This is a genomic window from Xanthomonas theicola, from assembly GCF_014236795.1.
GTDB lineage: Bacteria > Pseudomonadota > Gammaproteobacteria > Xanthomonadales > Xanthomonadaceae > Xanthomonas_A > Xanthomonas_A theicola.
Genome location: NZ_CP049017.1, coordinates 1,345,176 through 1,371,413, shown reverse-complemented (window position 1 = coordinate 1,371,413; position 26,238 = coordinate 1,345,176). Strand labels below are relative to the sequence as shown.

At 67.4% G+C, this 26,238-nt stretch carries 22 protein-coding genes, 1 other RNA gene and 6 pseudogenes; 9 read left to right on the top strand and 20 right to left on the bottom strand.

The window, feature by feature from the left end; all coding sequences use genetic code 11:
* Window positions 1-65 precede the first annotated feature (65 nt).
* The 3 genes from ftsY to G4Q83_RS06235 all read left to right on the top strand — a co-directional run bounded on the left by ftsY (window position 66) and on the right by G4Q83_RS06235 (window position 2,962).
* The gene (gene ftsY / locus G4Q83_RS06245) at window positions 66-1,436 is read left to right on the top strand and encodes a signal recognition particle-docking protein FtsY (RefSeq protein ID WP_128420308.1); all 1,371 of its coding nucleotides are present in this window, start codon (window positions 66-68) and stop codon (window positions 1,434-1,436) included.
* A 155-nt stretch (window positions 1,437-1,591) separates the two neighbouring features.
* Window positions 1,592-2,653: an A/G-specific adenine glycosylase gene (gene mutY / locus G4Q83_RS06240; protein WP_128420307.1), complete on the top strand. Its 1,062-nt coding sequence runs from the start codon at window positions 1,592-1,594 to the stop codon at window positions 2,651-2,653.
* Between the two features lie 30 nt (window positions 2,654-2,683).
* The gene (locus G4Q83_RS06235; RefSeq protein WP_128420306.1) at window positions 2,684-2,962 is read left to right on the top strand and encodes an oxidative damage protection protein; all 279 of its coding nucleotides are present in this window, start codon (window positions 2,684-2,686) and stop codon (window positions 2,960-2,962) included.
* Between the two features lie 339 nt (window positions 2,963-3,301).
* On the opposite strand, the gene G4Q83_RS06230 is transcribed toward G4Q83_RS06235, so the two are convergent.
* From G4Q83_RS06230 to G4Q83_RS06225, 3 genes and pseudogenes are all read right to left on the bottom strand, one after another.
* A complete protein-coding gene (locus G4Q83_RS06230; RefSeq protein WP_128420305.1) occupies window positions 3,302-3,784 on the bottom strand; it encodes a DUF6491 family protein in 483 nt (160 codons plus the stop codon).
* Window positions 3,785-3,911: 127 nt separating this feature from the next.
* Window positions 3,912-4,109: pseudogene (locus G4Q83_RS23055) on the bottom strand (M48 family peptidase); the annotation flags it as partial.
* A gap of 20 nt (window positions 4,110-4,129) precedes the next feature.
* Window positions 4,130-6,010 carry a formylglycine-generating enzyme family protein gene (locus G4Q83_RS06225; protein ID WP_128420304.1) on the bottom strand — a complete coding sequence of 627 codons (1,881 nt, stop codon included), beginning with the start codon at window positions 6,008-6,010 and terminating at the stop codon, window positions 4,130-4,132.
* A gap of 103 nt (window positions 6,011-6,113) precedes the next feature.
* Between G4Q83_RS06225 and rnd the strand changes: the two genes are divergently transcribed.
* Window positions 6,114-7,199: a ribonuclease D gene (rnd, locus tag G4Q83_RS06220; RefSeq protein ID WP_128420303.1), complete on the top strand. Its 1,086-nt coding sequence runs from the start codon at window positions 6,114-6,116 to the stop codon at window positions 7,197-7,199.
* On the opposite strand, the gene G4Q83_RS06215 is transcribed toward rnd, so the two are convergent.
* The 4 genes and pseudogenes from G4Q83_RS06215 to G4Q83_RS06200 all read right to left on the bottom strand — a co-directional run bounded on the left by G4Q83_RS06215 (window position 7,196) and on the right by G4Q83_RS06200 (window position 10,828).
* Complete coding sequence (locus G4Q83_RS06215; protein ID WP_128420302.1) at window positions 7,196-7,684, bottom strand: transcriptional repressor; 489 nt, start codon at window positions 7,682-7,684, stop codon at window positions 7,196-7,198. The two genes, rnd and G4Q83_RS06215, sit on opposite strands and share 4 nt — an antisense overlap.
* A gap of 17 nt (window positions 7,685-7,701) precedes the next feature.
* Window positions 7,702-9,108, bottom strand: coding sequence for a glutamate--tRNA ligase (gene gltX / locus G4Q83_RS06210; RefSeq protein ID WP_128420301.1), 1,407 nt, complete (start codon window positions 9,106-9,108; stop codon window positions 7,702-7,704).
* Between the two features lie 103 nt (window positions 9,109-9,211).
* A pseudogene (locus G4Q83_RS06205) lies at window positions 9,212-9,808 on the bottom strand (IS630 family transposase); the annotation flags it as partial.
* Between the two features lie 29 nt (window positions 9,809-9,837).
* A pseudogene (locus G4Q83_RS06200) lies at window positions 9,838-10,828 on the bottom strand (IS630 family transposase).
* 312 nt (window positions 10,829-11,140) lie between these two features.
* Here G4Q83_RS06200 and ffs point away from each other — a divergent pair.
* Window positions 11,141-11,237, top strand: an RNA gene (ffs, locus tag G4Q83_RS06195) — signal recognition particle sRNA small type.
* A 101-nt stretch (window positions 11,238-11,338) separates the two neighbouring features.
* On the opposite strand, the gene G4Q83_RS06190 is transcribed toward ffs, so the two are convergent.
* The 6 genes from G4Q83_RS06190 to G4Q83_RS06165 form a co-directional block, all read right to left on the bottom strand.
* Window positions 11,339-11,767: a molybdenum cofactor biosynthesis protein MoaE gene (locus G4Q83_RS06190; protein WP_128420300.1), complete on the bottom strand. Its 429-nt coding sequence runs from the start codon at window positions 11,765-11,767 to the stop codon at window positions 11,339-11,341.
* A 3-nt stretch (window positions 11,768-11,770) separates the two neighbouring features.
* Entirely contained in the window at window positions 11,771-12,016 is a 246-nt protein-coding gene (locus G4Q83_RS06185; RefSeq protein ID WP_128420299.1) for a MoaD/ThiS family protein, read from the bottom strand.
* Entirely contained in the window at window positions 12,013-12,528 is a 516-nt protein-coding gene (moaC, locus tag G4Q83_RS06180) for a cyclic pyranopterin monophosphate synthase MoaC (RefSeq protein ID WP_128420298.1), read from the bottom strand. The genes G4Q83_RS06185 and moaC overlap by 4 nt, the downstream gene beginning before the upstream one ends.
* 94 nt (window positions 12,529-12,622) lie before the next feature.
* Complete coding sequence (moaA, locus tag G4Q83_RS06175; protein WP_128420297.1) at window positions 12,623-13,657, bottom strand: GTP 3',8-cyclase MoaA; 1,035 nt, start codon at window positions 13,655-13,657, stop codon at window positions 12,623-12,625.
* Window positions 13,654-14,409 (bottom strand): MBL fold metallo-hydrolase, encoded by a 756-nt coding sequence (locus tag G4Q83_RS06170; RefSeq protein WP_128420296.1) that lies wholly within the window; start codon window positions 14,407-14,409, stop codon window positions 13,654-13,656. Before G4Q83_RS06170 ends, moaA begins: the two co-directional genes overlap by 4 nt.
* Window positions 14,409-15,158: a 3-deoxy-D-manno-octulosonic acid kinase gene (locus tag G4Q83_RS06165; protein WP_128420295.1), complete on the bottom strand. Its 750-nt coding sequence runs from the start codon at window positions 15,156-15,158 to the stop codon at window positions 14,409-14,411. The genes G4Q83_RS06170 and G4Q83_RS06165 overlap by 1 nt, the downstream gene beginning before the upstream one ends.
* Window positions 15,159-15,178: 20 nt before the next feature.
* On the opposite strand from G4Q83_RS06165, the gene G4Q83_RS06160 reads away from it, so the two are divergent.
* Window positions 15,179-16,228 carry a glycosyltransferase family 9 protein gene (locus G4Q83_RS06160; RefSeq protein WP_128420294.1) on the top strand — a complete coding sequence of 350 codons (1,050 nt, stop codon included), beginning with the start codon at window positions 15,179-15,181 and terminating at the stop codon, window positions 16,226-16,228.
* Between the two features lie 123 nt (window positions 16,229-16,351).
* Here the strand turns inward: G4Q83_RS06160 and G4Q83_RS06155 are convergent, their stop codons facing one another.
* Complete coding sequence (locus tag G4Q83_RS06155; protein WP_128420293.1) at window positions 16,352-16,756, bottom strand: DUF6165 family protein; 405 nt, start codon at window positions 16,754-16,756, stop codon at window positions 16,352-16,354.
* Window positions 16,757-16,869: 113 nt separating this feature from the next.
* On the opposite strand from G4Q83_RS06155, the pseudogene G4Q83_RS06150 reads away from it, so the two are divergent.
* Together G4Q83_RS06150 and G4Q83_RS06145 are read left to right on the top strand one after the other, a co-directional pair.
* Window positions 16,870-17,853, top strand: a pseudogene (locus tag G4Q83_RS06150) (IS5 family transposase); the annotation flags it as partial.
* 302 nt (window positions 17,854-18,155) lie between these two features.
* Window positions 18,156-19,094, top strand: a complete 939-nt coding sequence (locus tag G4Q83_RS06145) for an IS1595 family transposase (RefSeq protein ID WP_128422000.1) — start codon at window positions 18,156-18,158, stop codon at window positions 19,092-19,094.
* A gap of 54 nt (window positions 19,095-19,148) precedes the next feature.
* Here G4Q83_RS06145 and G4Q83_RS06140 read toward each other — a convergent pair.
* From G4Q83_RS06140 to G4Q83_RS06130, 3 genes and pseudogenes are all read right to left on the bottom strand, one after another.
* A pseudogene (locus G4Q83_RS06140) lies at window positions 19,149-19,628 on the bottom strand (transposase); the annotation flags it as partial.
* A gap of 66 nt (window positions 19,629-19,694) precedes the next feature.
* Window positions 19,695-20,069 (bottom strand): PIN domain-containing protein, encoded by a 375-nt coding sequence (locus G4Q83_RS06135; RefSeq protein WP_246432293.1) that lies wholly within the window; start codon window positions 20,067-20,069, stop codon window positions 19,695-19,697.
* A 25-nt stretch (window positions 20,070-20,094) separates the two neighbouring features.
* Entirely contained in the window at window positions 20,095-20,328 is a 234-nt protein-coding gene (locus G4Q83_RS06130; RefSeq protein WP_128421519.1) for an AbrB/MazE/SpoVT family DNA-binding domain-containing protein, read from the bottom strand.
* Window positions 20,329-20,405: 77 nt separating this feature from the next.
* Between G4Q83_RS06130 and G4Q83_RS23050 the strand changes: the two are divergent.
* A pseudogene (locus tag G4Q83_RS23050) lies at window positions 20,406-20,483 on the top strand (IncC plasmid conjugative DNA transfer DtrJ family protein); the annotation flags it as partial.
* Between the two features lie 54 nt (window positions 20,484-20,537).
* Here the strand turns inward: G4Q83_RS23050 and G4Q83_RS06120 are convergent.
* From G4Q83_RS06120 to G4Q83_RS06110, 3 genes are read right to left on the bottom strand one after another with little or no spacing between them, the layout of a single operon-like run.
* The gene (locus G4Q83_RS06120; protein ID WP_246432292.1) at window positions 20,538-21,800 is read right to left on the bottom strand and encodes a hypothetical protein; all 1,263 of its coding nucleotides are present in this window, start codon (window positions 21,798-21,800) and stop codon (window positions 20,538-20,540) included.
* Window positions 21,800-25,552: an SbcC/MukB-like Walker B domain-containing protein gene (locus G4Q83_RS06115; RefSeq protein ID WP_128421520.1), complete on the bottom strand. Its 3,753-nt coding sequence runs from the start codon at window positions 25,550-25,552 to the stop codon at window positions 21,800-21,802. The genes G4Q83_RS06120 and G4Q83_RS06115 overlap by 1 nt, the downstream gene beginning before the upstream one ends.
* A complete protein-coding gene (locus G4Q83_RS06110; protein ID WP_128421521.1) occupies window positions 25,549-26,238 on the bottom strand; it encodes a DUF4194 domain-containing protein in 690 nt (229 codons plus the stop codon). Before G4Q83_RS06110 ends, G4Q83_RS06115 begins: the two co-directional genes overlap by 4 nt.

The window sequence follows — 26,238 nt, the reverse complement described above, 5'->3', positions numbered from 1 at the left end:
TTCCCCCACCCAGGCGTAACAGGCACAAGTGGTAGCATTCTTGGTTTACGGTCCACGCGTTATCCATGGTCAGCCTATTCCGTCGCAACAAGCACCAGGACCGCGCTGGTGATAGCCGCAGCACCCAGCGCTACAGCATCGAGGAGCTGGCTGCCGCCTTCCCCAAGCCGGCCGGCGCAACGCCCGCCGCCGAGCCAGCCGCCGCCCAAGCCCCTGTTGCCGAACCCGCCTCGCCGCAGGTCGCGCCAGCCGCAGCGCCGGTGGCACGCGAGGACAGCCGCCCGAGCGCCGCCGTACCGTTGCCGCCCACGCCGGTCACGGTGCCGCAACCCGGCACCGCGCCGCGGCCGCCGCAGGCCCCGACCGCGCCAGCCGAAGCGCGCGTGCCGACGCCGGCCCCAGCCGCTCCTGCCGCAGCGGCGGCGCCCGCCGCGCCCGTGCCCACGCCGCTCCCGGCAAGCGCGCTCGCCGCCGATGGCGACCTGCGGCGCAGCGATGCCGCGCCCGCCGCGGCCGCCGGCAAGCCCGGCTGGCGCGAGCGCCTGCGCAACAGCGCCATCGCACGCAGCTTCGGCGGCCTGTTCTCGCGCAATCCCAAGCTCGACGACGACCTGCTCGACGAGATCGAGACCGCGCTGATCACCGCCGATGTCGGCGTGCCGGCGAGCACCGCGCTGATCGAGAACCTGCGCAAGCGCATGAAGGCGCGCGAGTTCGCCGACGCCCAGGCGCTGCTGCGCGCGCTGCGCGCCGACCTGATCGCGATCCTGCAGCCGGTCGCCGAACCGTTGCAGATCGACCGCAGCGCCAAACCCTTCGTGGTGCTCACGGTCGGCGTCAACGGCGTCGGCAAGACCACCACCATCGGCAAGCTGGCCAAGCGCTTCAAGGACGACGGCCACAGCCTGATGCTGGCCGCCGGCGACACCTTCCGCGCCGCCGCGGTGGCGCAGCTGCAGGCCTGGGGCGATCGCAACGGCGTGAGCGTGATCGCGCAGGGCCAGAACGCCGACGCCGCCTCGGTCGCGTTCGATGCGCTGCAGGCCGGCAAGGCGCGCGGCACCGAGGTGCTGATCGCCGACACCGCCGGGCGCCTGCACACCCAGACCGGGCTGATGAACGAATTGGGCAAGATCCGCCGCGTGCTCGGCAAGCTCGACCCGGCCGCGCCGCACGAGGTGCTGATGGTGATCGACGGCACCACCGGCCAGAACGCGCTGTCGCAGCTGCGCCAGTTCCATGCCGCGGTCGGCGTCACCGGCCTGGTGGTGACCAAGCTCGACGGCACCGCCAAGGGCGGCGTGATGTTCGCGCTGGCGCGCGAGTTCGGCATCCCGATCCGTTACGCAGGCATCGGCGAGCGCCCGGAAGACCTGCGCGTGTTCGACGCCGAAGCCTTCGTCGACGCCCTGCTGCCCGACGCCCTCGGCGCCTGACCTCTCAACGCCTCTCCCATCGGGAGAGGCGTTGGGGTGAGGCTACGGCGCGCAAGCGTTGGCGCTGTTCGAACCGCACGTGGCTTCGCCCGTCCCCTCATCCGCCCCTTCGGGGCAGCTTCTCCCGGTGGGAGAAGGAACGACTTCCTGCCAGCATGCGCCAGCTCCCGGACACCTTCGCCCCCCGCCTGCTCGCCTGGTTCGACCACAGCGGGCGCCACGACCTGCCCTGGCAGCACCCGCGCAGCCCCTACCGCGTGTGGCTGTCGGAAATCATGCTGCAGCAGACCCAGGTGTCGGTGGTGATCCCGTATTTCCTGCGCTTCCTGCAGCACTTCGCGACCCTGCCCGACCTGGCCGCCGCCGACAACGACGCGGTGATGGCGCAATGGGCCGGGCTGGGCTACTACGCCCGCGCGCGCAACCTGCATGCCGCGGCCAGGCGCTGCGTGGAACTGCATGGCGGCGAGCTGCCGCGCGATTTCGACGCGCTGCACGCGCTGCCCGGGATCGGCCGCAGCACCGCCGGCGCGATCCTGAGCCAGGCGTGGAACGACCGCTTCCCGATCCTGGACGGCAACGTCAAGCGCGTGCTGACCCGCTACCACGGCATCGCCGGCCATCCCGGCCTGCCGACGGTGGAGAAGCCGCTGTGGGCGATCGCGCAGGCGCACGTAACCACGGTCGCCGACGGGCGCATGGCCGACTACACCCAGGCGCAGATGGATTTCGGCGCGACCCTGTGCACCCGCGCCAACCCCGCCTGCGTGCTGTGCCCGCTGCAGCACGACTGCGTGGCGCGCCGCGACGGCCTGACCGAGGCCCTGCCCACGCCCAAGCCGGGCAAGCCGCTGCCCGAGCGCGAGGCGGTGGCGCTGCTGCTGGAGAACGCCGCCGGCGACCTGCTGCTGCAGCGGCGCCCGCCCAGCGGCATCTGGGCCTCGCTGTGGACGCTACCGCAGGCCGAGAGCGAGACCGCGCTGCGCGCCTGGTTCGAGCGCGAAACCCGCGGCCGCGACTTCGACGACGCCGAGCCGATGCCGCCCATCGTCCACACCTTTAGCCACTACCGGCTGCACCTGCAGCCGCTGCGCCTGCGCAAGGTCGCCTTGCGCGACGCGGTACGCGACAATGACGGCCTGCGCTGGGTGGCGCGTGCCGACCTGTCCGCACTCGGCCTGCCCGCCCCGATCCGCACACTGCTCGACGGCCTCTGATCCTCGCCCGCCGCGCCACCAGGAACCGCCATGTCCCGCACCGTCTTCTGCCAGTACCAGCAACGCGACGCCGAAGGCCTCGACTACGTGCCGTATCCCGGCGACATCGGCCAGCGCGTGTTCGCGCAGATCGGCAAGGCCGGCTGGCAGGCATGGCTGGCGCACCAGACCATGCTGATCAACGAGAACCGGCTGTCGCCGCGCGATCCCAAGCACCGCGCATTGCTGGAGGCGGAGCTGGAAAAGTTCCTGTTCCACGGCAACGCCGCCAAACCCGAAAGCTACGTCCAACCCGAGCAGGAATCCTGAGCGCGGCGCGCGGCCGCCGCGGCGCCCACGACGACGGTTTCCGCGGCAAAACGCTTGCGGCAATGCGCGCTCCGGACGATGCCCCGGCATCGGCGCCGGCGGTGCGCGAAGCTGGACCGCCGGCGCAGCGGGCGCGCTGCGGAACGGCTTCCCCCCCGGCGCGGTCTGCTCCCGTCAGGTCGCCAGAGCACTTTCGATCCAAGTGATGCCACTGGCGGGAGCGACTCCCGGTGGCCTCGGGCCATCGGTCGCGGCTAACTTTACAGTGTAGAGCCTCTCGCCACTGAAGTCGCCACCCACAACACTGCGCTGGCTACAAACACAAGAATCGAAAATGCTCTAGCGCGTCGCCGCCCCGTCCTGCTCGCCCGGCGCCCGCTGCTGCGTGCGCGCTTGCACCTTGGCCTGGCGCAGTTCCTTTTCCGAAGTGCGCAGCGCCTTCACGTCGAGCGGGCGGATGCTCTGGATGCGGCACGGCAGCCGGATCGCGGTCGGCCCGCCGACCACGATCACGTCGTCGAAACGCGCCGACACCCGGTCGCTGAAATGGGTGATGGCGATCGTCGGCGCGAAATCCAGGTCGGCGCAGCGGCCGCTCAGCTCCAGCAGATAGGCCTGGTTGGGGCGCGTCCACACCGCCAATGCGCTGTCGCCGAGCGCGGTCCAGCCGCTGAGCCGGTTGAGGTACTGGAAGTCGCGCACCGGCGCGGCGGCATGGGCGCGGTACAGCGACAGGCGCTCGTCGTCGCCGAGGCGGGTGGTGGCGCAGCCGGCCAGCAGCGCGGCCAGCCCGAGCGACGACAACAGCAGCAGGCGGTTCATGATGAGGCTCCCGGTGGCGATACGCGCATGATGCCCCCGCGCCGCCCATGAGCATGCGGTCGCAGGCGGCACATTCAGCCGCCAGGCAGCTGCCCGACACGCGGCGCCGCGCTCGCCGCTGCGCCATCTTCGCCGATTCGCCGAAGCATTGCCGGTACTCCATCGCCTTGGACAGCAGCGCCTGCAGGTTCTGGATCCGCGTGCCCGGATTCGGCTGCGTGGACGAGAACTCCGGCGGCGCCTGGGCGCCGCTGCTGGCGCTCATCCGCTCCCACAGCGGTACCGCTCCGCGCGGATCGACGCAGGCCGCCACGGCCAGCATCGGCCTGCCGCGGCGCAGCCGCGTCAAATTCCGCGCACCAAGCGGAAACCGACGCGGGCGCTGGTGGTGTCGGAATCCTGCATCAGCCGCCAGGCGGCCCGGGTCTGCTCCGGCGCGTTGGCCCAGTTGCCGCCGCGCACCACCCGCGAACGGCAGCCGGGGTTGTACCAGGCGGCGCCGTCGGCGGGCGCGCGGCGGTAGCTGGAATGCCAGCAATCGGCGACCCACTCGCTGAGGTTGCCGCCCATGTCGTGCAGGCCCCAGGCGTTGGCGCTGAAGCTGCCGACCGGCGCCGGACCCCAGAAGCCGTCGGCGTAGCCGACGAAGGCGTTGTTCCAGTGCCGGCCGCTGGGCGAGACGTCGCCGCCGCCGGTGAAATTGCCGGCGTCGCGCGGCGGCGTGCCGGCGTTGCCCCACGGATAGCGGCCGCGGCCGCCGGCGCGCAGCGCGTATTCGAACTCGGCTTCGCTGGGCAGCCGATAGTGGCGCCCAGTCTGCAGCGACAGCCATGCCGCGTAGGCCTCGGCGTCGCGCACGCTGACATGCATCACCGGGCCGTTCGGCACGGCGCGCGCGCCGTTGTAGCCGGATTGCCAGTCCGCGCCGCTGCGGCGCACGAAATTGCCGCTGCGCTCGTCGTAGACGATCGAGTGCCCGCGCCGGGTCGCCCGCGGCCGCGCGCCGCTGGCTTCGACGAAGCGGCGGAACTCGGCCACGGTAACCTCGGTGATCGACATCGCGAAGCCGCGGTCGAAGCGCACATAGTGCAGCGGCTGTTCCGCCGGCATCGCGCCGGGCTCGGTGTCGCTGGCGCCCATGCGGAAGCCGCCGTGCGGCACCACGATCATCTGCGGCCCGCGCTCGCCGTTGCCCATGCCGTCGGTGAACACCTGGCCGGGGCGGAAGCTGCCGTAGTGGGTGGCCAGGTCGATGCGCTCGCGCAGCATGGCCGCCACCGGATCGCCGGGATCGGCGATGCGCAGCACTTCGCCCAGCGTCTGGCGCGCCGGCTTCAACCCGGCCGGCGTGGCCAGCTCGCGCAGGCCGACGTCGCGCAGGCCGGCGATGCGCGCCATGCGCACTCCCTCCACCCGCACCCGCGCGTCGCGCACGGTGGCAGCGGCGCCGCGAACCCGCGCGGCGCGCGCCAGCCAGCTGCCGGCGGCGGCGAAATCGGACACCGCCGCGGCCGCCTCGGCACGGCGGATCAGCGCGCTTTCCACCGCCGCCATGCCCTGCCGCGCCCGCGCGTCGTCCGCATCCAGCTGCAGCGCTTCGCGGAAGTCGGCCAGCGCGCCGTTGCCGTCCTCATCCAGCCGGCCCGCGCGCAGATCCTCCTCGCCGGCGCGGTTGTAGGCCAGCACCCGCAGCGCGGTCTCCACCCGCCGCTGCAGGCGCCGCACCGCCGGATCGTCGGCGTCCAGCGACAGTGCCACCATCGCGATGCGGCCGGCGCGTTGCAGCGCTCGTTCCTGTTGCTCCGATGCGCGCAATAGCCCATCACCAAGCTGCAGCAGCCGGCGCCGCGCCTTGCCCAGGCCGTCGCGCGCCACGCGGTCGCCCGGCGCCAGCGCGCGGATCGCCAGGTACAGCGGGATCGCCGACTGCGCATCCTCGAACAAGCGATCCTCGGCCAGCGCGCGCGCAGCATCGCGGCGCGCCGGGGCCAGTGCGCCACGCTCCAGCACGGGCAAGGGCGGCTGCCAGTGCGCCACCGTCTCGGCGGCATCCTCGCCGCCGATGGTGACGCTGGGCGCCTGCACCGGCCTGGCCGCCACAGGCCTGGTGACGGGCGCTGCCGGCGCCGGCGCCGGGGCCGGCCCGGTGCAACCGCCCAGCAGCGCGGCCAGCAGGGTCCAGGCCATCACAGAACCGCTCGTGCGCACGCATCCTCCCAACGACATTGGCCTCCCGACGGCATTCGCGCCATCCCGTCCGTACGGCCGGCGGGCCGACGTTGGGCTATTCTCGCCTGCCTGAGCAAACCCTGCATTCGACGGAAACCACGTGCCTTATTGGATCAAGCAACCCGCCGAACTGGCCGAACGGCTGGCGCAGCGCCCGGCCAGGATCGGCCTGGATACCGAATTCGTCCGCGAACGCACCTACTGGCCGCAACTGGCGCTGGTGCAGATGGCGGTGGCCGACGAGATCCTGCTGATCGACCCGTTGGTTCCGGGCATGCCGCAGGCGCTGGCGCCGTGGCTGTCGGATCTCGGCATCCTCAAGGTCATGCACAGCGCCAGCGAGGACCTGGTCGCGTTCAAGCGCGCCTGCGGCGCGCTGCCGCGGCCCCTGTTCGACACCCAGATCGGCGCCGGCCTGGCCGGCATCGGCGCCGGCATCGGCTACCAGAAGCTGGTCCTGGAGATCACCGGCGTGTACCTGGTCAAGGGCCAGACCCGTTCGGATTGGCTGCGCCGCCCGCTGTCGCCGGCGCAGCTGGAGTACGCCACCGACGACGTGCGCCACCTGTTTGCGATCCACGACGCGCTGCACGCGCGGCTGCAGGCGCTGCACCGCAGCGCCTGGCTGCACGAGGACGGCGAGCGCCTGCTCGGCACGGTGGAGCACGACGACGGCGAGCGCTGGCCGCACCTGGGCATGCGCGCGGCGCAATTCATGGACCCGCCGTCGCAGCAGCGCCTGCTGCGCCTGCTGCGCTGGCGCGACGTGCAGGCCCGGCACAGCGACACGCCGCGCAGTTGGATCCTGGACAACGAACTGGCCGCCACCCTGGCGCGCTTCCCGCCGGACGACCGCCACGCTCTGCAGGCGACCCTGGACAAGCACCCCAAGGCGCCGCGCAGGCTCGGCGCAGCGCTGTGGCAGGCGCTGACCGCGCCGCTGCCCGACGAGGCGGACGCGCCGCTGGCGCTGGCCGCCAGCGACGACAACAAGGCGGCATTGAAGCGCCTGCAGGACGCGGTCTCCGCACGCGGCGCCGAACTCGGCCTGCCCGACGGCCTGCTCGCCTCGCGCAAGCACCTGGAAGCGTTGCTGGAAAGCGGGCAATGGCCGCAGCCGCTGGGCGGCTGGCGCCGGCGCGAACTGGAAGCGACGCTGCAGCCGCTGCTCGGCGCCGCCGGCTAGCCCGCGCAGCGCGCGCACAGGCCGTGCACTTCCAGGGTCTGCGCCTGCGGCTGGAAACCCAGCGCCTTGGCGCGCTGTTCCAGTTGCACGACCACGTCGCGGTCCTCCAGCTCGACCGCGCTGTGGCAGCGGTCGCAGATCAGGAACGGTACCGAGTGCTGGGCGCTGCTGGGGTGGTGGCAGGCGACGAAGGCGTTGACCGACTCGAGCTTGTGCACGAAGCCGTTGGCCATCAGGAAATCCAGCGCGCGGTACACGGTGGGCGGCGCGTCGGCGCCCACGCTCTTGCCCTCGCGCACCCATTCCAGCAAGTCGTAGGCCTTCACCGGGCGCCCCGCCTCGGCGATCAGGCGCAGCACGTTGGCGCGGATCGGGGTCAGCCGCAGCCCGCGCTCGCGGCTCACCTGCTCCACCACCTTGACGAAGTCGTCGGCGTCGTGGACGTGGTGGTGCGGCTCGGTGCAGGCGCTCTTCTTGCTGGACATGGCGGTTCTCCGGGGAATCAGCTTCCCGCTGGGATCTTGATGAGCGCGGCGTCGATGCGTTTCAAGGCCTGCTCGCGGCCGGCCAGGTACACCGTATAGGAGATGTCCGGGCTGACCTGGGTGCCGGTGATGGCAACGCGCAGCGGCTGCGCCACCTTGCCCATGCCGATCTCCAGCGCGGCGGCGGCGGCGTGCAGCGCGGCGGACACGCCGTCCACGCTCCACTGCCCCAGCGCGGCGAGCAGCTCGCGCGCCTTGCCCAGCGCCAGTTCGGCGCCCGGCTTCAGGTGCTTGGCCACCGCGGCCTCGTCATAGATCTGCAGCGGCCGGTACCAGACCACCGCCTTCTCGGCCATGTCCTTCAGCGTCTGCACGCGCTCGCGCAGCGCCAGCACCACGTCGGCGGCGGCCGGGCCGGTCGCCGGGTCGATGCCGAGCTTGGCCAGCTGGTACTCCAGCTGGGGCGCGATCGTGGCCGGGTCGTCGGTCTTCAGGTAGTGCTGATTGACCCAGCCGAGCTTGGCCATGTCCAGCCGCGCGGCCTTGGAGTTGACGTCCTTGACGTCGAACAGGTCGATCAGCTCCTGGCGGCCGAACAGTTCCTGGTCGCCGTGCGACCAGCCCAGCCGCGCCAGGTAGTTGATCAGCGCGTGCGGCAGGTAGCCGGCGTCCTTGTACTGCATCACGTCGGCCGCGCCGGTGCGCTTGGACAGCTTGGCGCCCTGCTCGTCCAGGATCATCGGCATGTGCGCGAACTTCGGCACCGGCGCGCCCAGCGCTTGGTAGATGTTGATCTGGCGCGGGGTGTTGTTGATGTGGTCGTCGCCGCGGATGACCTCGGTGATGCCCATGTCCCAGTCGTCCACCACCACCGCGAAGTTGTAGGTGGGGTAGCCGTCGGGGCGGAAGATCACCATGTCGTCGAGCTCGCTGTTGGCGATCTCGATGCGGCCCTTGATCAGGTCGTCGAACACCACGCTGCCGCCGTCGGGATTCTTGAAGCGGATCACCCGGTTCGGATCGTCGCGGTACGGCAGGCCCTGCTCGCGCGCGGCGCCGTTGTAGCGCGGCTTTTCCTGCCTGGCCATGGCCGCCTCGCGCATCGCGTCGAGCTCCTCGCGGGTCTCGTAGGCGTAATAGGCCTTGCCGGCGGCGAGCAGCTGCTCGGCCACTTCCTGGTAGCGGACGATGCGCTGGGTCTGGTAGACCGGGCCTGCGTCGTAGTCAAGGCCCAGCCAATCCATCGCTTCCAGAATGGCGTCGATCGCCGCCTGGGTGCTGCGTTCGCGGTCGGTGTCCTCGATGCGCAGCACGAACTCGCCGCCGCGGTGGCGCGCCTCCAGCCAGCAGTACAGCGCGGTGCGCGCGCCGCCGATGTGCAGGTAACCGGTGGGACTGGGGGCGAAACGGGTGCGGCAGGCCATGGAACGCTCGGAGCAAACGGGAACCGGACGATTTTACCCCGCCGTGCGCGGCGCTGTCGGCGGTGGCCTTTGTAGGAGGGGTTTGAAACCCCTCCTACAAGAGCTAGTGTTCTGTCCCCGAAATAACTTTACAGAGTCGTTGGACCTTGTCGAGGATGGATTGAGCGGTAGCCGTCCAGATGAAGGGCCGCTTGTGAAGGTTGTAGTGAGCGACATAGCGTTCGATGCGCTGGACCAGTTCTTTGACGCTGGCGAAGGAACCGCGCCGGATGGCTTGCTGGGTGATCAGGCCGAAGAAGCGTTCGACCTGGTTGAGCCAACTGGAGTAGGTCGGGGTGAAGTGCAAGTGGTAGCGCGGACGCTGTGCCGGCCACTGGCGCACCTTGGGATGGCGGTGGTTGGCGTCGTTGTCCAAGATCAGGTGTAGGTCCAACGCCTTGGGCACTTGCTGATCCAGGTGCTGCAGGAAGGCTAAGCATTCCTGGTGCCTGTGGCGTGGCTTGCACTGGGCCAACACCTCGCCGGTGGCCACGTTCAAGGACGCGAACAAGGTCGTAGTGCCATGCGGACATGGTCATGGGTGATGCCTTCGACATAACCCAGTCCCATGGGCAAGACCGGTTGGGTTCGCTGCAGCGCTTTGGCACTGGCTTTTTTCATCCACGCACAGCACCAGGGCGTTGGTTGGAGGACTCAGATACGGCTACCGCGATGACGCCGACTTCTTCCTCAAGATCCGCGCTGCCTTCCACGGAGTTGGGAGATGAACTGTTTTATGGTGGCCTTGGTCCGCGCCGGCACCTTGCTGCCGATCACCTGCTTGAGTTTCGGCGTTCAAGCGCTCATCTGGATTGAGCTCCGGGCTGTCGCTGAGCAGGTAGAACACCTCGATCTCATCGACATGGTCGGCCAGCCACGCCTTGACCGGGTTGCAGTGGTGCACCCCCGGGTTGTCCAGGATCAAGAACACCTTGCGCTCGGCGTCTTTGATCAACGCCTCGAAAAATTCGATCAGCCGCTCATGGTTGAACGCACCGTCGATGATCATCCAGCGCGCCTTGCCCTGGTTGGTCACCGTCGAGACCATCGACAGCTTCTGCCCGGTGCCGCCGATGACCCGGACCACCGGCCTCTGCCCCTTCGGTGCGAAGCTCCTGCCGCGCACGTCGGTGTTCACCAGCGCCGTCTCGCCGCCCCAGTGAATCTCGGCGTTTTCGGCCTTGGCGCGCCTGGCGATCGCCGGATAGTGTTCATCCAACCACGCTTTCACCGCCTGTGGCGATTGCGCGTAGGCGCGCCGGATCGACTTCTGCGACGTGAACCCCCAACGCGTGAGGTACTTGCCCACCGAGCGCATGTGCAGGCTGATCCCACACTCGTGTTCGATCAACTGTTGCACCGCAGGCCGACTCCACAGAGCGAAGTCCATCTTCTTCAACTGCTCGGGCCGGCGCTCGCAGATCAGGCGCTGGATGTACCCTTCCTGTTCTGCACTCACAGCGCGTTGCTCGCCTGCCTTGCGGCCGCGCGTACGGGGCGCCAGCGCCTTGGCACCGCCTTCTTCGAACAAGCTCACGCTATGGCAAACGGCCCAATAGCTCAGCCCAACATCGCGCGCGATTTGCCGTTTGTTGAGACCTCGCTTCCAGGCGCGGATCACTTGCCGGCGGCGCTCATGTTGTTCGGCGGCGCTGAGCCGCCGGGCGTCTTCTTTGTCCATGCGCTATTGGATATCAAACACGCACGATAGTTCCAGATTTTTATGGGCCGGGTCTATAACCTACCATACCTACGCTACACTATTAACGGGCGATGTAGCGATGGGGGCAAGAGCATCTGAGACGAAAACTTCTTGCCGGATCGTGCAAGTAGAGCGAGAATAAACACCTAGCGGATGAGCTAAGACCACCCAAGCGCGGTCCCTCTCTCCGCCAGATTCGAATTGCGCTTCCCTCGCAGAATTCCTTCGCCGCCGGCGGAAGAACTCAAAGGGAGAACCGCGCCACGGCGCGGTTTCGTCTCTATGGTGGCCCCGTCGGCCCCTCGCGACGCTAGGTCGAAAACCCCGCCAGGGCCGGAAGGCAGCAACGGTATCGATCGACGCGGGCGCCGAGGTCAGCCGGCGGGGTCGCCACCCTCCTCTCGAAGCGCGGCCGCATGGGCCGATTCGGCGCCCATCGCACGGGCTTGCGCTTGCTCGCCTGTCACCTCTTTGCAGTCGCGACAGGCCCTACTTCTGCGGATGCAGCCAGCCGGCATCGCCCTCGCGATAGCGCTCGTGCTTCCAGATCGGCACCCGCACCTTGACCTCGTCGATGACGTAGCGGCAGGCGCCGAAGGCAGCGTCGCGATGCGCCGAGACCACGCCGACCCACACCGCCAGGTCGCCGATCGCCAGCTCGCCGATGCGGTGTACGCAACGCAGGTCGAGGATGTCGAAGCGGTCCAGGGCCTCGTCAACGATACGCCGGCCTTCGGCCTCGGCCAACGCCGCGTAGGCATCGTAGCGCAGGCCGTCGACCGCGCGGCCATCGTTGTGGTCGCGCACCCAGCCCTCGAAACTGGCGTAGGCGCCGGCCTGCGCATGCGCCAACGGCGCGCGCAGCGCGGCGATGTCCAGGGCGCTGTCGGCGAGATGGAAGCGCTGCGTAGCGGACATCGATCAGCCTCCCGAGACCGGCGGGATGAACACCACTTCGCTGCCCTCCCGCAACGTGTCGTCCCAACTGGCGAAGGCGCCGTCCACGGCGACGCGCAGGCGTTGCGGCGGCCAGCGCAGGCCGTGCCGCGCGTCGAGTTCGGCGTACAGCGCGCGCAGGTCGGCCGCCGCGGTGCGCACCTGTTCGTGCTCGATGCCCGCCGCCTCGCGCAGGCTGGCGAAATACAGCACGCTCACCTGCACGCTCATGCCACGTTCCCGACGTCGCGCTTGCCGCCGCGCTTGCCGAGCAGCCGCACCGGGCCGATGGTCATCGCGTGGGTCAGTGCCTTGCACATGTCGTAGACGGTCAGCGCGGCGACACTGGCGCCGGTCAGCGCCTCCATCTCCACGCCGGTGCGGTGCACGGTACGCACGCTGCATTCGATGCGCAGCACCTGCGGCGAGGCCCAGTCGACGGTAAAGCGGCAGCCGTCGATCGGCAGCGGATGGCAGAACGGGATCAGTTCATGAGTGCGCTTGACCGCCATGGTGCCGGCGATCACCGCCGTGTCGACGATGCCGCCCTTGGCGCTGCGCAGCGCATCGGCGCGCAATTGCGCGGCCACCGTGGCGGGAAAGCGCACCCGCGATTCGGCCACGGCGACACGTGCAGTGACGGTCTTGGACGAGACGTCGACCATCGCCGGCAACCCGCGCGGATCCAGATGGGTCAGCGCTTTCGCCGCCGCGCGGGCGTGCTTGGCCGGTTTCTTGTTCATAGGCTGCGCTGCCGCTCCACGGCACCATGCTCAGGCGCTGCCGGACATCGGCGTGCCTTGGTGGATCGGTTGTTCAGCGATTCGTCCATGCCGCTCATCCACCGATCAGGAACATCTCGACGTGCTTGCCGCGCGCCGCCCGCGCATCGCCACGCAGTTCGCTGTAGCGATCGCCGCGCTGGCCCCACAGCGCCTGCACGCGTTCGGCCAGCGCGTCCTCGCCGCCGGCCAACGCCGGTTTCAGGTCGGTGCCGGCGGCAGCGAACAGGCAGGTATAGAGCTGGCCGTCGGCCGAAACCCGGGCGCGATGGCAGTCGCCGCAGAACGGCGCGCTGACCGATCTGACGAAGCCGATCTCGCCGCCACCGTCGACGAAGGCATGGCGCGCGGCGACTTCGCCGGCGTAGTGCGGATCCAGCGCGCGCAGCGGCCAGCGCGCGGCGATACGCTCGCGCAGTTCGGCTGACGGCACCACCCGCTCGCGGCGCCAGGCGTTGCAGGTGCCCACGTCCATGTACTCGATGAAGCGCAGCACCTGGCCGCTGCCGCGGAAGTGCGCCAGCAGCGGCAGCACCTGGTCGTCATTGATGCCGCGCTGGATCACGCAATTGATCTTGACCGGCCCCAGACCGGCGGCCACCGCCGCGTCGATACCCGCAAGCACCTGCGCCATCTCGCCGCGGCCGCCGGACATATGCCGGAAGGTCGCCGCGTCGATCGCGTCCAGGCTCACCGTGACTCGATGCAATCCGGCCTCGCGCAAGGCCTGTGCGTGCCGCGCCAGCAGCGAGCCGTTGGTGGTCATGGCCAAGTCGTCGAGGCCGGGGATGCGCGCCAGCCGTCGCACCAGTTCGGGCAGGTCGCGGCGCAGCAGCGGCTCGCCGCCGGTCAGGCGCAGCTTGCTGACGCCGTTGCGCACGAAGGCGCGCACCAGCGTCTCGATCTGCTCGAACGACAGCCGCGAGGCCGCATCGAGGCCGTGGTCCTCGGGCAGCTTGTCGGCCGGCATGCAGTAGCCGCAACGGAAGTTGCAGGCCTCGATCACCGACAGGCGCAGGTCGCGCAGCGGCCGTCCCAACCGATCCACCGGCGCAGCAGGCGGCAGCAGCGGGCGCAACACCGTGCTCATGGCGCCGGCACCTGCGGCGCGCGCGGCATGTCCAGGGCCACGCACTCGCCCGGCCGCGCGACGCGGTGGCCGCGCGCGCGCAGGGCCTCGGCATCCTCGGCGCTGGCGTAGTGGTGCAGCATCATGCGTTGCAGCAGCTCGGCGGGATATTCCCGCTCCAGGTCGTCCGCGCCAGTATGCGACGGATTGCCGTGAAGGCCGCAGTCATGCGCCACCAGCTCGCCGTCGCCGGCATAACGGCTCAGCATTTCCGGGATCGGCCGGGTATCGCCGCTCCACACCAGCGCGCCCTGCAGGCGCAGCCCGTAGGCGGTTTCCGGCCAGTGGTGGCGCACCGGGAACACCTCCAGGCGCACCCCCTGGTGCCAGAACGCATCGCCCACCGCGATCAGCTGGAACGCGTCCCAGAAGTTGGCGCCGCCTTCGGCCAGGACGTTCGGGTAGTCGGCGACGCGCCGGTGCAACAGCGGCAGCACCGGCGCCGGCACGTACAGCCGCACCTTGCCGCGCCGCGCCGAGAAATAGGCGTCCACGAACAGCCGCTCGAACCCGGCCACGTGGTCCAGGTGCACATGGGTCACGAACAGCGCCTGCGGCATCGCCCCGTAATGCGCCTGGTAGGCGCTCAGGCCCTCGCCGCCGCAATCGATGCTCAGCCACGGCGCGCCATCGCGCTCGATGGTGGCCATCGGCGAGCCCAGCTCCACCGCCGAAGCGTTGCCGACGCCCTGGAAGCGCAGCGCCCAGGCCATCAGTAGCCCCGGTTCCAGGCCAGGTCGTAGGCGCGGCGCAGGCGCGCGTAGTCCTTGTTGACTTCGTCGACGCTGCGCTCACCGCGCAGCTTCAGCAGCGAGCGTTGCAGGCGCTTGAGGTTGCGCTCGCGCCAGCGCGTGGCCGGAATGCGCAGTACGCCGCGGTCGAAATCGATCAGCCAGCCGCGGCCGTTGCCGTCGAACAGGATGTTGTGCGCGTTGAGGTCGGCGTGATCCAGCCCGGCGCGATGGAAGTGCGCGACCAGCCGCCCGGCCTCCTCCCACGGCGCACCGCGCCCGGCGGCATGCGCGCGATCGGCCAGCGAGCGCACCCCTTCCAGCCGCTCTATCAGGATCGCGGCGCGGTAGCGCAGCCCCTGACGCAGGTAGCAGGCGGCCAGCGGCCGCGGCACCGGCAGCTTGCGCGCGATCAGCACGCGCATCAGCCGGAACTCGGCGAAGCTGCGGGTGCGGTCGGCGCCGGACCAGACGTAGCGGTCGCGACTGAGCCTGGCGACCAGGCCGCCGCGCCGGTACTGGCGCAGCACGCAGGTGCCGAACGGGGCGTCGACGAACCAGGCGCCGCCACGGCCGCCCTCGTCCACCGGACGCGCGCGCTCGGCCCAGTGGGCAGCGGAGAACAACGCCGGCTCGGCTTGCCGCAACCGTTGGCGGTCGAACAGAATGGCGCCATAGCCGCGGCCCTCGCGGTACGGCGTCAGCGCTTCGGTGGCGTCGAATGCGACCATTCAACGAGTCTAACAACACCATGCCGGCAACGCTCCCCTCGCTGTGCCTGTTGCGCCTATCGGCGCTTGGGGACGTGACCCACGTGGTCCCCCTGGTGCGGACCCTGCAGCGCGCCTGGCCCGAGGCGGCGCCGCTGCACTGGGTCATCGACAAAGCCGGGCGCAAGCTGCTCGACGGCCTGTCCGGGGTCGTCTTCCACGACTACGACAAGCGCAGCGGCGTGGTCGGCATGCGCGCGCTGCGCCGCGAACTGCCGCCGCAAGGCTTCGATGCACTGCTGCAGATGCAGGTGGCGCTGCGCGCCAACGTGCTGTCCTCGTTCATCCGCGCGCGCCGCCGCATCGGCTACGACCCCAGCCGCTCCAAGGACCTGCACGGCCTGTTCGTCAACGAGCGCATCCCGGACCGCCCCGGCATCCATGTGCTCGACGCGATCGGCAGCTTCTGCGAACCGCTGGGTCTACGCCAGACCGAGGTACGCTGGGACCTGCCGGTGCCCAGGGACGCACACGCCTGGGCGCGCGCGCAGTGGCCCGACGACGGCCGCCCGGCGTTGCTGATCTCAGCGTGCTCCAGCCACGTGCGCCGCAACTGGTACCCCGACCGCTACGCAGCGGTCGCCGACCACGCCGCCGCGCAGGGCTGGCGGGTGGTGTTGTGCGGGGGCGTCAGCGCACTGGAGCGCAGCACCGCCGACGCCATCGTCGCGGCCGCGCGCGCGCCGCTGCTGGACCTGGTCGGCCGCGACACGCTCAAGCAGCTGCCGGCGCTGCTGCAGCGCGCGGCGCTGGTGATGACCCCCGACTCCGGCCCGATGCACATTGCCAACGCCATGGGCAGCAAGGTGCTGGGGCTGCACGCGGCGAGCAACCCGCGCCGCAGCGGGCCCTATTCGGACATCCGCTACTGCGTGGACAAGTACGACGCAGCCGCGCGCAAGTACCTCGGCAAGCCGGCCGCGCAGCTGAAATGGGGCAGCAAGATCGAGTTCGACGCGGTGATGGCGCTGATCGGCGTGGACGACGCGATCGCCGCGTTCGAGCGCTACCGCACCGACCACGGCATGTGAGCCGGCAGCGGCGCGGGACCACCGCCGCCTCGCATGCGCCCTAGCTGCGAACGCCACCGCAGGCCCCCGCCCAGCCGCCGCACGGCGACACCGCCGGAAGGCGGCGGCGCGCCCGGCCCCCGCTCAGGATGCGGCGCCACGGTAGTCCTGGTAGGACTTCTCTTCGACGTAGCTGGAGCCCAGCGCCAGATTGATCTGCTTCTTGATCCGCGCGCGCTCGTCGTTCTCGTAGTACACGCTGCGCGCGAGCCTGATGAACTCCTCATCGAAAGCCTGCGCCTTTTCCTTCGCCCGGATCTCGTCCTCAATCGCCCACAGGCGCTCGTTGACCGCCCTCAGCTCGGCCCGCAGGCGGGCGATGTCGCCGCCGGCGGTCGGATGCGCCATCCAGGTCTTTTCCAGCGCCGACAGCTCCGCGCGCACGTTGGCCAGCTTGCCCGCATCGCCGATGCGCTCGGACTTGATCTGCAGGATGGCGATCTTGTCGAGCAATTCGCCGAAGGAGATGGGGGCCAGGATTTCGGACATGGGAACACCCAAGCGATGGTGACCGGGAAGTGTAGCGGACGCGCCTTAAGGAAGGTCTGAACAACTCCGGCTGATCCTGCGACAATCGCACTGAGCCCAAGGGGATGACGACGATGCAGTTTTCTTTCGGCGACGCGGCGTACAACGGCAAGGGCAAGCAGACGCGGCGCGAGGTGTTCCTGGCGCAGATGGATCAGGTGGTGCCGTGGAATGGCCTGCTGGCGCTGATCGAGCCGCACTACCCGAAGTCGGGCCAGCCGGGGCGGCCGCCGTCCCCGCTGGAGACGATGCGGCGCATCCACTTTTTGCAGCAATGGTACGCACGGAGCAATCCGTCGGCGGAAGAAGCCCTGTAGGACACGGTGTCGATGCGCCGTTTCGCGAAGATCGGCGGCCTGGATGAGGTGCCGGAGGAGACCACGATTCTCAAGTGCCGCCACTTGCTGGAGCAGTACGATTTGGCGCGCACGCTGTTGGACCGGGTCAATGCGCATCTGTCGCGCAAGGGCCAGAGCTTGCGTGGTGGCACCATCGTGGACGCCACGATCATTGCCGCGCCCCGTTCGACCAAGAACCAGGACGGCGAGCGTGATCGGCAGATGCACCAGACCAAGAAGGGCAATCAATATTTCTTCGGGATGAAGGCGCACGTCGGGGTGGACGACGAGTCCGGCCTGGTGCACCACGTGGAATGCACGGCGGCCAACGCGGCGGACATCACGCAGGCGCCCAAGCTGCTGCACGGCAAGCAGGACACGGTGTGCGGCGACAGCGGTTACACCTGCCTGGTGGAGAAGCGCGAGGAGAGGACGAGCAAGCGCAAGCGGCGCTACCTGATCGCCGAGAAGCCCTCCAAGCTCAAGCAGATCAACAACAAGCGCGAATTGAAGTGGGCCCGACGCTGGGAGCATGCCAAGGCCAGCCTGCGAGCGAAGGTGGAACACCCGTTTCGGGTGATCAAGCGCCAGTTTGGCTACGTCAAGGTGCGCTATCGCGGCTTGGCGAAGAACACCGCGCAGGTGCTGACGCTGTTTGCGCTGTCGAACCCGTGGATGAAGCCAAAGCAGTTGATGCCTGTCGTGGGGAGGGTGTGCCTGTCACCCGGGCAATACCCCGAAAATGCGCCGGAGACGGCGAAAACCAAGGGGCTGAGTGCCGTCAGCGTGGCCGATTTGGATTGCCTCATCCTCTGACGGCGTTGATCAGACCTTCCTTAAAGCCGCGTGGGCGCGCATGGACGCAGCCGCCCAAAAAGGGCTCATCGCGGAATCGTGTGGGTGTGCTCGGCGAGTTGAAGTCGCCTTGGTCCTTGGAAGCACCTGATTACCCATCAGTCGCATCCCTTGATTCGGGGCTGGTCAATGCTGCAAGCCGCTGATTCGACAGAGGCGATGCGACGATGGCCAAGAAGAACCTGATCCAGTTCCAGGCGGGCATGAGCCTGCCGGCGTTCCTGCGGTCCTATGGGAACGAAGCGCAATGCCGGCAAGCCGTCTTTGAACAACGGTGGCCGCAAGGCTTCTTTTGCCCAGCGTGTGGACATCGGCGGTCTTGCCAGTTGCACAGCCGCGATCTGCTCCAATGCAATCGCTGCAAACATCAGACCTCCTTGACGCGCGGCACCTTGTTCGCTGATACCAAGCTGCCGTTGCGCACCTGGTTCCTGGCGATCTACCTCCTCAGCCAGCACAAGAACGGCATCTCGGCGTTGGCGCTGCGCCGGCAACTTGGAGTGAGCTACAACACCGCCTGGCTGATCAAACACAAATTGATGCAAGCCATGGTCGAACGCGAAGCCTCCCATCAGTTGAGCGGGGATATACAGGTGGACGACGCCTTTTGGGGCGGAGAGCGCCACGGCGGCGGGGCCGGCCGTGGCAGTCCGGGCAAGACCCCGTTTGTGGCCGCCGTTCAGTGCTCTGCGCAGGGACATCCTGTCGCCATGCGCCTGGATGTGGTGGCCGGTTTTCGCAAGGCCGAACTGACCCGCTGGGCAAGCCGCTATGTCGCCCCAGGCAGTCGCGTTGTTTCCGATGGCCTGAGCTGCTTCCCAGGCGTGGCCCTGGCCGGATGCCACCATACCGCCATCTTCAACCGCGGCCGGCGAGTGCCCACAGAGCCGGCGCTTATCTGGGTCAACACCCTCCTGGGCAACATCAAGAACGCCTTGCATGGCACCTATCACGCCTTGCGCCCAAAGTACCTGCAGCGCTACCTCAGCGAGTTCTGCTATCGCTTCAACCGACGCTTCGACCTGGCCGCCTTGGTGCCACGATTGATCTGCGCCTCCCTCCACACTCCACCGCTGCCCTATCGGATTGCTACGCTGGATGCGTGATGTGGGTAATCAGGTGGAAGCAAGCCCTTTTCCGCGATGTGTAGATGCGGGGTTCTACCCCGAAATCACGGCCGGTTGTGAAAGGGAGGAAAACCTTAGATCCTGCTGGATGCTCCTTCGCCGCCTCCTTGGGCTGTGGAATCGCTCGATGTATTCGAACACATCGGCCCTGGCTGCATCGAGTGTTTGGTACTTCATGCGATAGATGCGCTCGCGCTTGAGCTGGCCGAAGAAGCCCTCGCAGGCCGCGTTGTCACCGCCGTGGCCCACCGCACTCATCGAGCACACTAGCGCATTGGCCACCAAGTAATCCTGGTCGTGGCCGCTGCGGAACTGACTGCCACGATCCGAGCGCAGGATCACCGGCTCGCTGCCCTGGCGTTGCCAGACAGCCATCTGCACCGCGCCGATCATCCTTTGCCGATCCTGGCGATGAGGCATCGACCAGCCCACGACCAGATGGCTGAGCAAGTCGAGCACACTGCACAGGTACAACTTTCCTTCATCGGTCTTGATCTCGGGGATGTCGGTCAGCCCTACGGCTCAGTGTTGGCTTGGAGTAAGAGGTAGCCATCATGGTGCCCACCTGCAATCGTTCGGTCAGGTGTTGAAGGGATTCCGGATCGAAAGGCTTTCTTCGATGATGAGGCCGTGGTGCATGTCTTCCGTGTACAGGGTCTGACAGCCTTCGATGGCCGCCGCCGCAATGATGCAGGCATCGTAGAACGACAGCTGGTGCCGCTCGGCCAACTGCCGAGCCCGGTCGTGCACGTCGACCGTGAGAGGCACAACTTTACAGAACTCCCGCACCAGCGCAAGGAACTGCCCCACCTCGCCCCACCCCATCTTGAGCTTGCGCACACACACGTGCGTGACTTCGTTGAGTACCTGCACGCTGATGATCGGCCGCCGCTGAAGGAGCTTTTCAGCATCGTCCGCCTTCGCAGAGTCCTCGGACAGCAGGTAGAGCACCATGTTGCTGTCGAGGAATATCTTGGCGCTACCCCCGGCCATTGGCCTCTTCCCGGTTGAACCTGAAATCTGCTGGAAGCTTGCCGCGGAACGCGCGTAACCGTTCCAGCAAAGCTTCCGAACCTGGCTTTTTACGCACCGCGAAAAGGCGCGGCTCGTCCACAACAATCTCGATGTCGTCGCCCTCGCGCAGTTCCAGGGCCTCCACAAGGCTCGCAGGCAGTCGCACTGCCAGACTATTGCCCCACTTGGCTACCTGCATGTTGACGCCCTCCAGAGATATACATCACTGACGTATATCCTACAACTCCTGAGTGTCTTCGCAACCCCCGACGTCATTGGGTGACCTACCTAGCACTACCAGTCAGCGTGCATCCCGTGGTGATCCTTTTGCCTGCGGCAGTGTTGCTAGGAATGGAGGCTATCGCCGGTTCTGCGTGTCTACAAGCACCGCGTCGTCATTTGCAGCGGTTATCGGCTCAGTCCATTGATGTCAGTGAAATCAAAAGCCTCCTGATCGATGAAGCGCCCCGCACTGCGCAGCAGGGGAAGTAGCTCATCGTCCGCATACGCACAACCTGTGCGGCCAGGGTCTATTTGCTGAGATTTGGCGGCCATCTCTGGCAGGTGACCTCCACCGGCTGCCAGCAAGTACGACAGGTGTGCATAGCCAGGTCGCCAGGCCCTTGCCTGGGGAAAGACCTCGCGAAGGCTGGCGAGGATCTGCATCCCGGAGTGGTCAAGGTCACCAAAAAAATGCACGGGCAGCAGTGTTGAGCCGCTCCGCTCACTCCCTCGCGGCTCGAACAGCCAAGCCTCAATCGCTGGCAACAACGCTGCGAACGCAGGTTGACGCAAGTACAGGCGACAGCCCGCGCGCGAGCGCAACCTTCGGGCGCTGCCACGGAAACCCGCTGCATAAACCAGCAGGCTATCTTGCCAGTCTGAGTTACGCGCATCTGCCATGTGCTCGAAGGTGACTAGGTTCTCAATAAACAGAACCTCAGTGAGGGCGCGGGCTTTGCATTCATGGGTGTCTGCCATTTGCCTGGGAGAAGGCGCCAGCAGCAACTGAATCGGCACCTCGGCGAACTGGCCCGAAGTCGAGCCGAGTAGTCTCAGAAGTTCTTCGCGATGGTCCAGTACCTTGGAGCGCCCCTGGAAGGCACGCGCAGATGCCTCACGCAAGGCCATCGATCGGCCTGAACGGCATAGCGCGGCCAACGTGGCGAGGCTGCGGGTAGCCTCTTCCAGCGGCAGCCCTTCCATCGGAACCAGCGGGCTGCGGGCCAAGTGGTCCAGCACGGCGGCCGGATCGACAGGCGCCTCCTGCGGATGCGCTGACCAGTGCGCAGCCAAGTGATCTCGCCACTGCTGCCGCCAGCGCTGGGCCTGCGGGGTGTAACCGACCCACGCCGCAAGGGCGTCGAAATCACACAGTTCCAGTCGAGGCTTGCGATCACTGAAGTCGGCGAATGCGCGAGGTGCCTCCAGCAGCAACGTCGCCCATCCCGTGGCACATAGATCATCGAGTTGCATGCGCAGCAACTGAATCTGATCGGCATCCACGGCATCATGTAGTTCAGGTGCGGTCTTGCGATCCAAAGGCAGGCGCACGGGTCCCAAGGCCGTGCTGCGCTCGGCCTTCGCGAGCAGCAACCGTGCCAAGCGCAGCAGGAAGGGATGAGGCGCCGGCAAATAAGGTATCGAGGAGGATTCAGGCGTATCCATCATCAGGACTGGGGTCGGCCCTCGGTATAACCATCATCACCCTCTTTAATCGCCGGGCCGGATGTCTGGACACTCTCCGGCAAATTGGCAGGTTGGATGGTCGTCTGTTGCTGATGCTCTGCCAGCCAATGGGCACGTGCGGTCTCGCGGGCCTGCTCGGCATGCGCCCCCCATAACTTGGCCAGCGCGGGGCGGTTGAGCGTTTTTTCCTGGACTTCACTGATGAACAGTTCCTGGAATCCCTCCCCGCTCGGCCTGCGCGCCATCACCTTGGAAAAGGTGAACTCCTTGTCGAACTCGGGCTTGACCGCGCCCGACTTGGAGGTGGGCATGGCCACCACGAGTTGCAGCCCCAACGTCTGCGACAGGAACTGCAGCACGTTGCGCGAGCGTGCTTCATCCATCTTGGAGAATGCCTCATCGCTGAGCATCAGCCTCAGGGAGGGCGCCCCGCGGCGGTCACGACCAAAATGCCCGAGCGCATGGGCCAGCACAGCCGAGCGCACCACGTAAAACGGTGTTTCCAGCTCTCCGCCCGAGCCCGTGCCCCAGGTGGACAACCGTGTGGTACCTACCGGGCTGGTGCGCAAAATGTCATAGCGCCGATAGTTGCGATAGTCGGCCAGTTCGCGCAACGCGCGTTCGCTGGCCCCCTGGTCGTTGGCCAGCAGCAGGCAACGAATTTCCTCCGCGGTGGCGCGTTGCTCGTCGGTGAGCCGGGGCGAGGTGAAAATGGAGCCCCGATCATGCTCCAACCCTTCGACGGCGCGCTCCACCGCCTCGAAAAACTCCTGCACCTTCTGCATGCGAGGCACCCAATCCCATTCCAGCTTGAAGGTGTCGTTACCGAAGCGGATGTCCTGCAGATGGCGGTTGAGGCGCTGCAGCGTTAGCGCGCCTTGCTTGACGTCGTCGCGCACCTTGAAGCAAAAGCTGCTAGTGAAGACGTGGTTGAACTGGCCTTCGGCATCGCGCAGGGCGCGTGCATTGTCCGCCAGGCCGATGGCACGCTGGCGCTGGATCTGCTCGGCAATGGCGGAGCGAGCACGCTCAACCAGCGGCAGCAACTCTTCCAGGCGGTCCATGCTGCGCGGTGGGTCGATCCATGCGAAGCGCTCGCTGTCGTCGCGCGCACCCGATAGATAGACGCCCACGGCCTGCGCGAGTTCTCGCAGTGTGCGAGGCAGTCCTTCGCGCAAGCTCTGTACGCGCTGACGCAGCGCATCCAGGCTGGTTTCCGGTTCGGCCGCCAGCGACTGGGCCTCTGCCAGCAGTTGGGACTCGATGGCCAGCGCGGGCACGGCACCCGCAAAGCGCGAGGCCCACACCGTGGCGTTGGCATAGGCGATATCGAGCTCAGGCAGGCGTTCGGTCAGGTTTTTCTCGCGGCGGCGCAGTTCCGTGAGCTCCTTGCCCGTGGCGCCGACCTGGATCAGCTCTTCATTGCGCTGCCCGGTGACGCTCCCGATGCGGATCTTCAGGTCTGTTTGCTCTGCCAACAGCGCATCAATGGCCGACAGATCCAGCGCCTTGAGTGCCTGTTCGGCATGTGCATGCTGAACTTGGCTTTCCAATACAGCGAGCACCAACGGCGTCAGCGGCGTGAATACGGCGCCGTTGAACATGCGGGTAATCGCGAGCAGCGACTGTCGCAGCGCGGCAAGGTCCCGCGTCTGTGATGCCAGGCGCTTGAGTTCATCCTCGCACCATTGCCGCCGTCGCCGGCGCGCGGCCTCGCCGAATGCCAGTTCTCCATCGGGTGCGCGACATGCAAACATGCCGTAGCCCCGGCTGCCCAATCCTTCTTCCATCAGCCCCTGAGGGGTACGAGCCAGCTCGTCTTCGGTGTCCACTTTGCGTACGCGACCATACTGTGCGAGCAAGAAGGCGTGAGCCACCGGGTGCTGGCAGATCAACTCATGCAGCACGGCACGCGCTTCCAATTGGCGGCCCTCGGTGTCTTCCATCGCCTTGCGGCCTTGCACGACTTTTGGAGAGCGAATGCGGTAGTACTGCTTGACCAGCCGGGCACACTGCGCTTCCATACCAGCCTCGACGATGATGGCGAACCGGTCCCCCCCCATATAGCCTTCGATGGCGTTCTGCCAGTGGGTACCTGCGCGGGGCTCCACCAGTTGTGCCAGCAAGTGGGGACGGGCAGAGGGAATCTCTCGTTCGATCAGCGCCACCGCTTCATGTGCGTCCTTCGGACCTTGCGCTCGACCCGACTGCAGGCGGCGTAGTTCGGCGTCACGCTGCTCGGCGTCGTCCTTCAACTGGTTTAGCTGCATACCTACGTCGGTCAAGGCTTGCAGCACCGCACCTTGCACCGAGGCATCGTGGTCGTGAATGCCCTGGCGCAAGGTGGCCAGTTGCACGTCGAAGGCTTCCAGTTCGAAGGCAGGCAACTGCATGTCCAGAGCGCCGGCGCGTGTGTAGGCCCGGGCTATCGCTGGCCAGGGCTTGAGGACCTGCTGCGCGGCAGGACGCAGGGCTTCTACCGTAGCAGCCAGCGTTGGTACGGCCGACAAGTCCAGCGCCAGCAGTTGTTCGAGTTGTACAGCCATTGCGCCGATTCCGTGCGCCGCTTCCTGTACACGCCCCCAGTGCAAGCGAAACTGGTCGGACTGCAGCCGGATTTGGTTCTCCAGTGCCTGCTTCTCCAGTGCTACGTCGCTGTCGTCCAGGCGCTTGTCCACTCCGCGCAGTTGCTCGCGCAACTGGGTTTCCTGAGCGTCGAGCGAGGCCAGCTTCTCCTGCAATTGCGCCTGCCTCTTGTCCTGCGCAACGATCTGGCGCAGCACGGACGCCAGGTCATCGTGCGCCTCGCTGCGCGTGCGCATGGCATGGGCGATGGTGGTGGTGACGAATCGCCTAGCCTCTTGCAGTACCTGGTCGGCGCTGTCCTGGGCGGTGTCAAGCCGCCCCAGATTCAACGCCAGGCGCTCGGCCTCCAGCTTCAGGCTGGCGATGGACCGCATCAGCTCGCGCATCTTGTCAAGATCCTTGCTGAAGTCGTGCGGTTCCAAGATCTCGTCGCGCACAAGGTCGTTGACATTGCCTAGTTCCTTGTAAGCCATGGCCTTGACAAGCGACTTGGCCGCGCGGGTAGCGTCGTGCTCGCCTACCGCCGTCTTGCCCATCAGCGCGCCATACAGGTGCTGCAGATAGCCGCCCTTGTCGGGGAAGCGTTGCACCACCGCGGCAGACCTGTCGGTGTTGGCCTGCAGGCGGTGCTGGAGCTGCACGTACAGTTCCTTGAGCGGCAAAGGCATTGCGGCGAGCGCCTCCCCCGCGCGGCGAGCCAGATGGTCCAGCGAAAGCACTCGGCGCACGATGAAGAACTGCGGCGCACCCTGCAGGACGGCGCGCCGGCCATCCTCGAAAGCCTCCACACCCACCAACGCAGTGAAGGACTCCGCTTGCTCGCCCACCTGTTCGGATGCCTCGAATACGATGCCGGCATAGCTGGTCGAGCGGCTGCGCAGAAACACGCCGTCGGCCTGCTGTCCCAGGGCGTAGGCTGCCAAGGTGCGCGGCTCCTTGCCGCCACGCCGGCCCTGCGTGGACTCGTCCTGGCCGATGTTGAACTGCACTACATGCTGGTGCGCGGCTGTGAGTACGGTCTGGATCGCATCGAGCAGCGTGGACTTGCCCGACCCCGATTCGCCGGTCAGCAAAACGGCGTCGGCGAAGTGCCATTCACGGTCCTCCAGCGATCCCCAATGCCAAGTGAGCAGCTTGGCGATCCTCATGGGACGTCCTCGGGCGCTGGTGCGACGGTGAGCATGGAGGTGGGCTGGCGACCAACGATCCGCAAAGCCTCCTCCAGTGCCTCGTCGCTGACGAAACTCATCACCGGCCGCAGCACGGCCAGGCCCATCTGCATGTCTCCGGCGTCATCTCCCTCAACGAAATGGAGCACGCGGTGCTTGCGCAGTTCGCGCAGCAGGACCATGCGTTCACTGGCGGCGTTGGGCAGCTTGTGCGCCAACAGCGACACCACCGCTTGTGAAAGTTCCTCCAGGCTGATGGCCAGTCGTTCGTCCACCAGTGGACGTCGTCCAGTCAGCGCCTCGGTGTAGAGAAAGCGCAGAGCGATCACAGCGGCCACGAAATCGCGCGACAGGCGGGCGCGCAGGCGGCGCACGCCGTCTTCCTCGTCATCGCCTCCACCTTCCCCAGGGGGATAAAGCCGCAGCAGGCGCGCGTCGCTGTCGTGGACCAAAACGAATCCTATGCAGGCGAACCACTCGCGCAGCAGTTGCTCGCACTGGATGGCATCGTCATACAGCGCGGCCTCTGGCCGGGAGAGCTCACGCCACACCACGCCACTGGCCAAAAGTCGCCCAACCAATTCGGCGAAGCGTGCGGGCTTGAGGTTAGCGCCGCCCTCGCTCGCCAACCGCTGTTCGAGGTACTGGGCCACGGATTGCAGCAT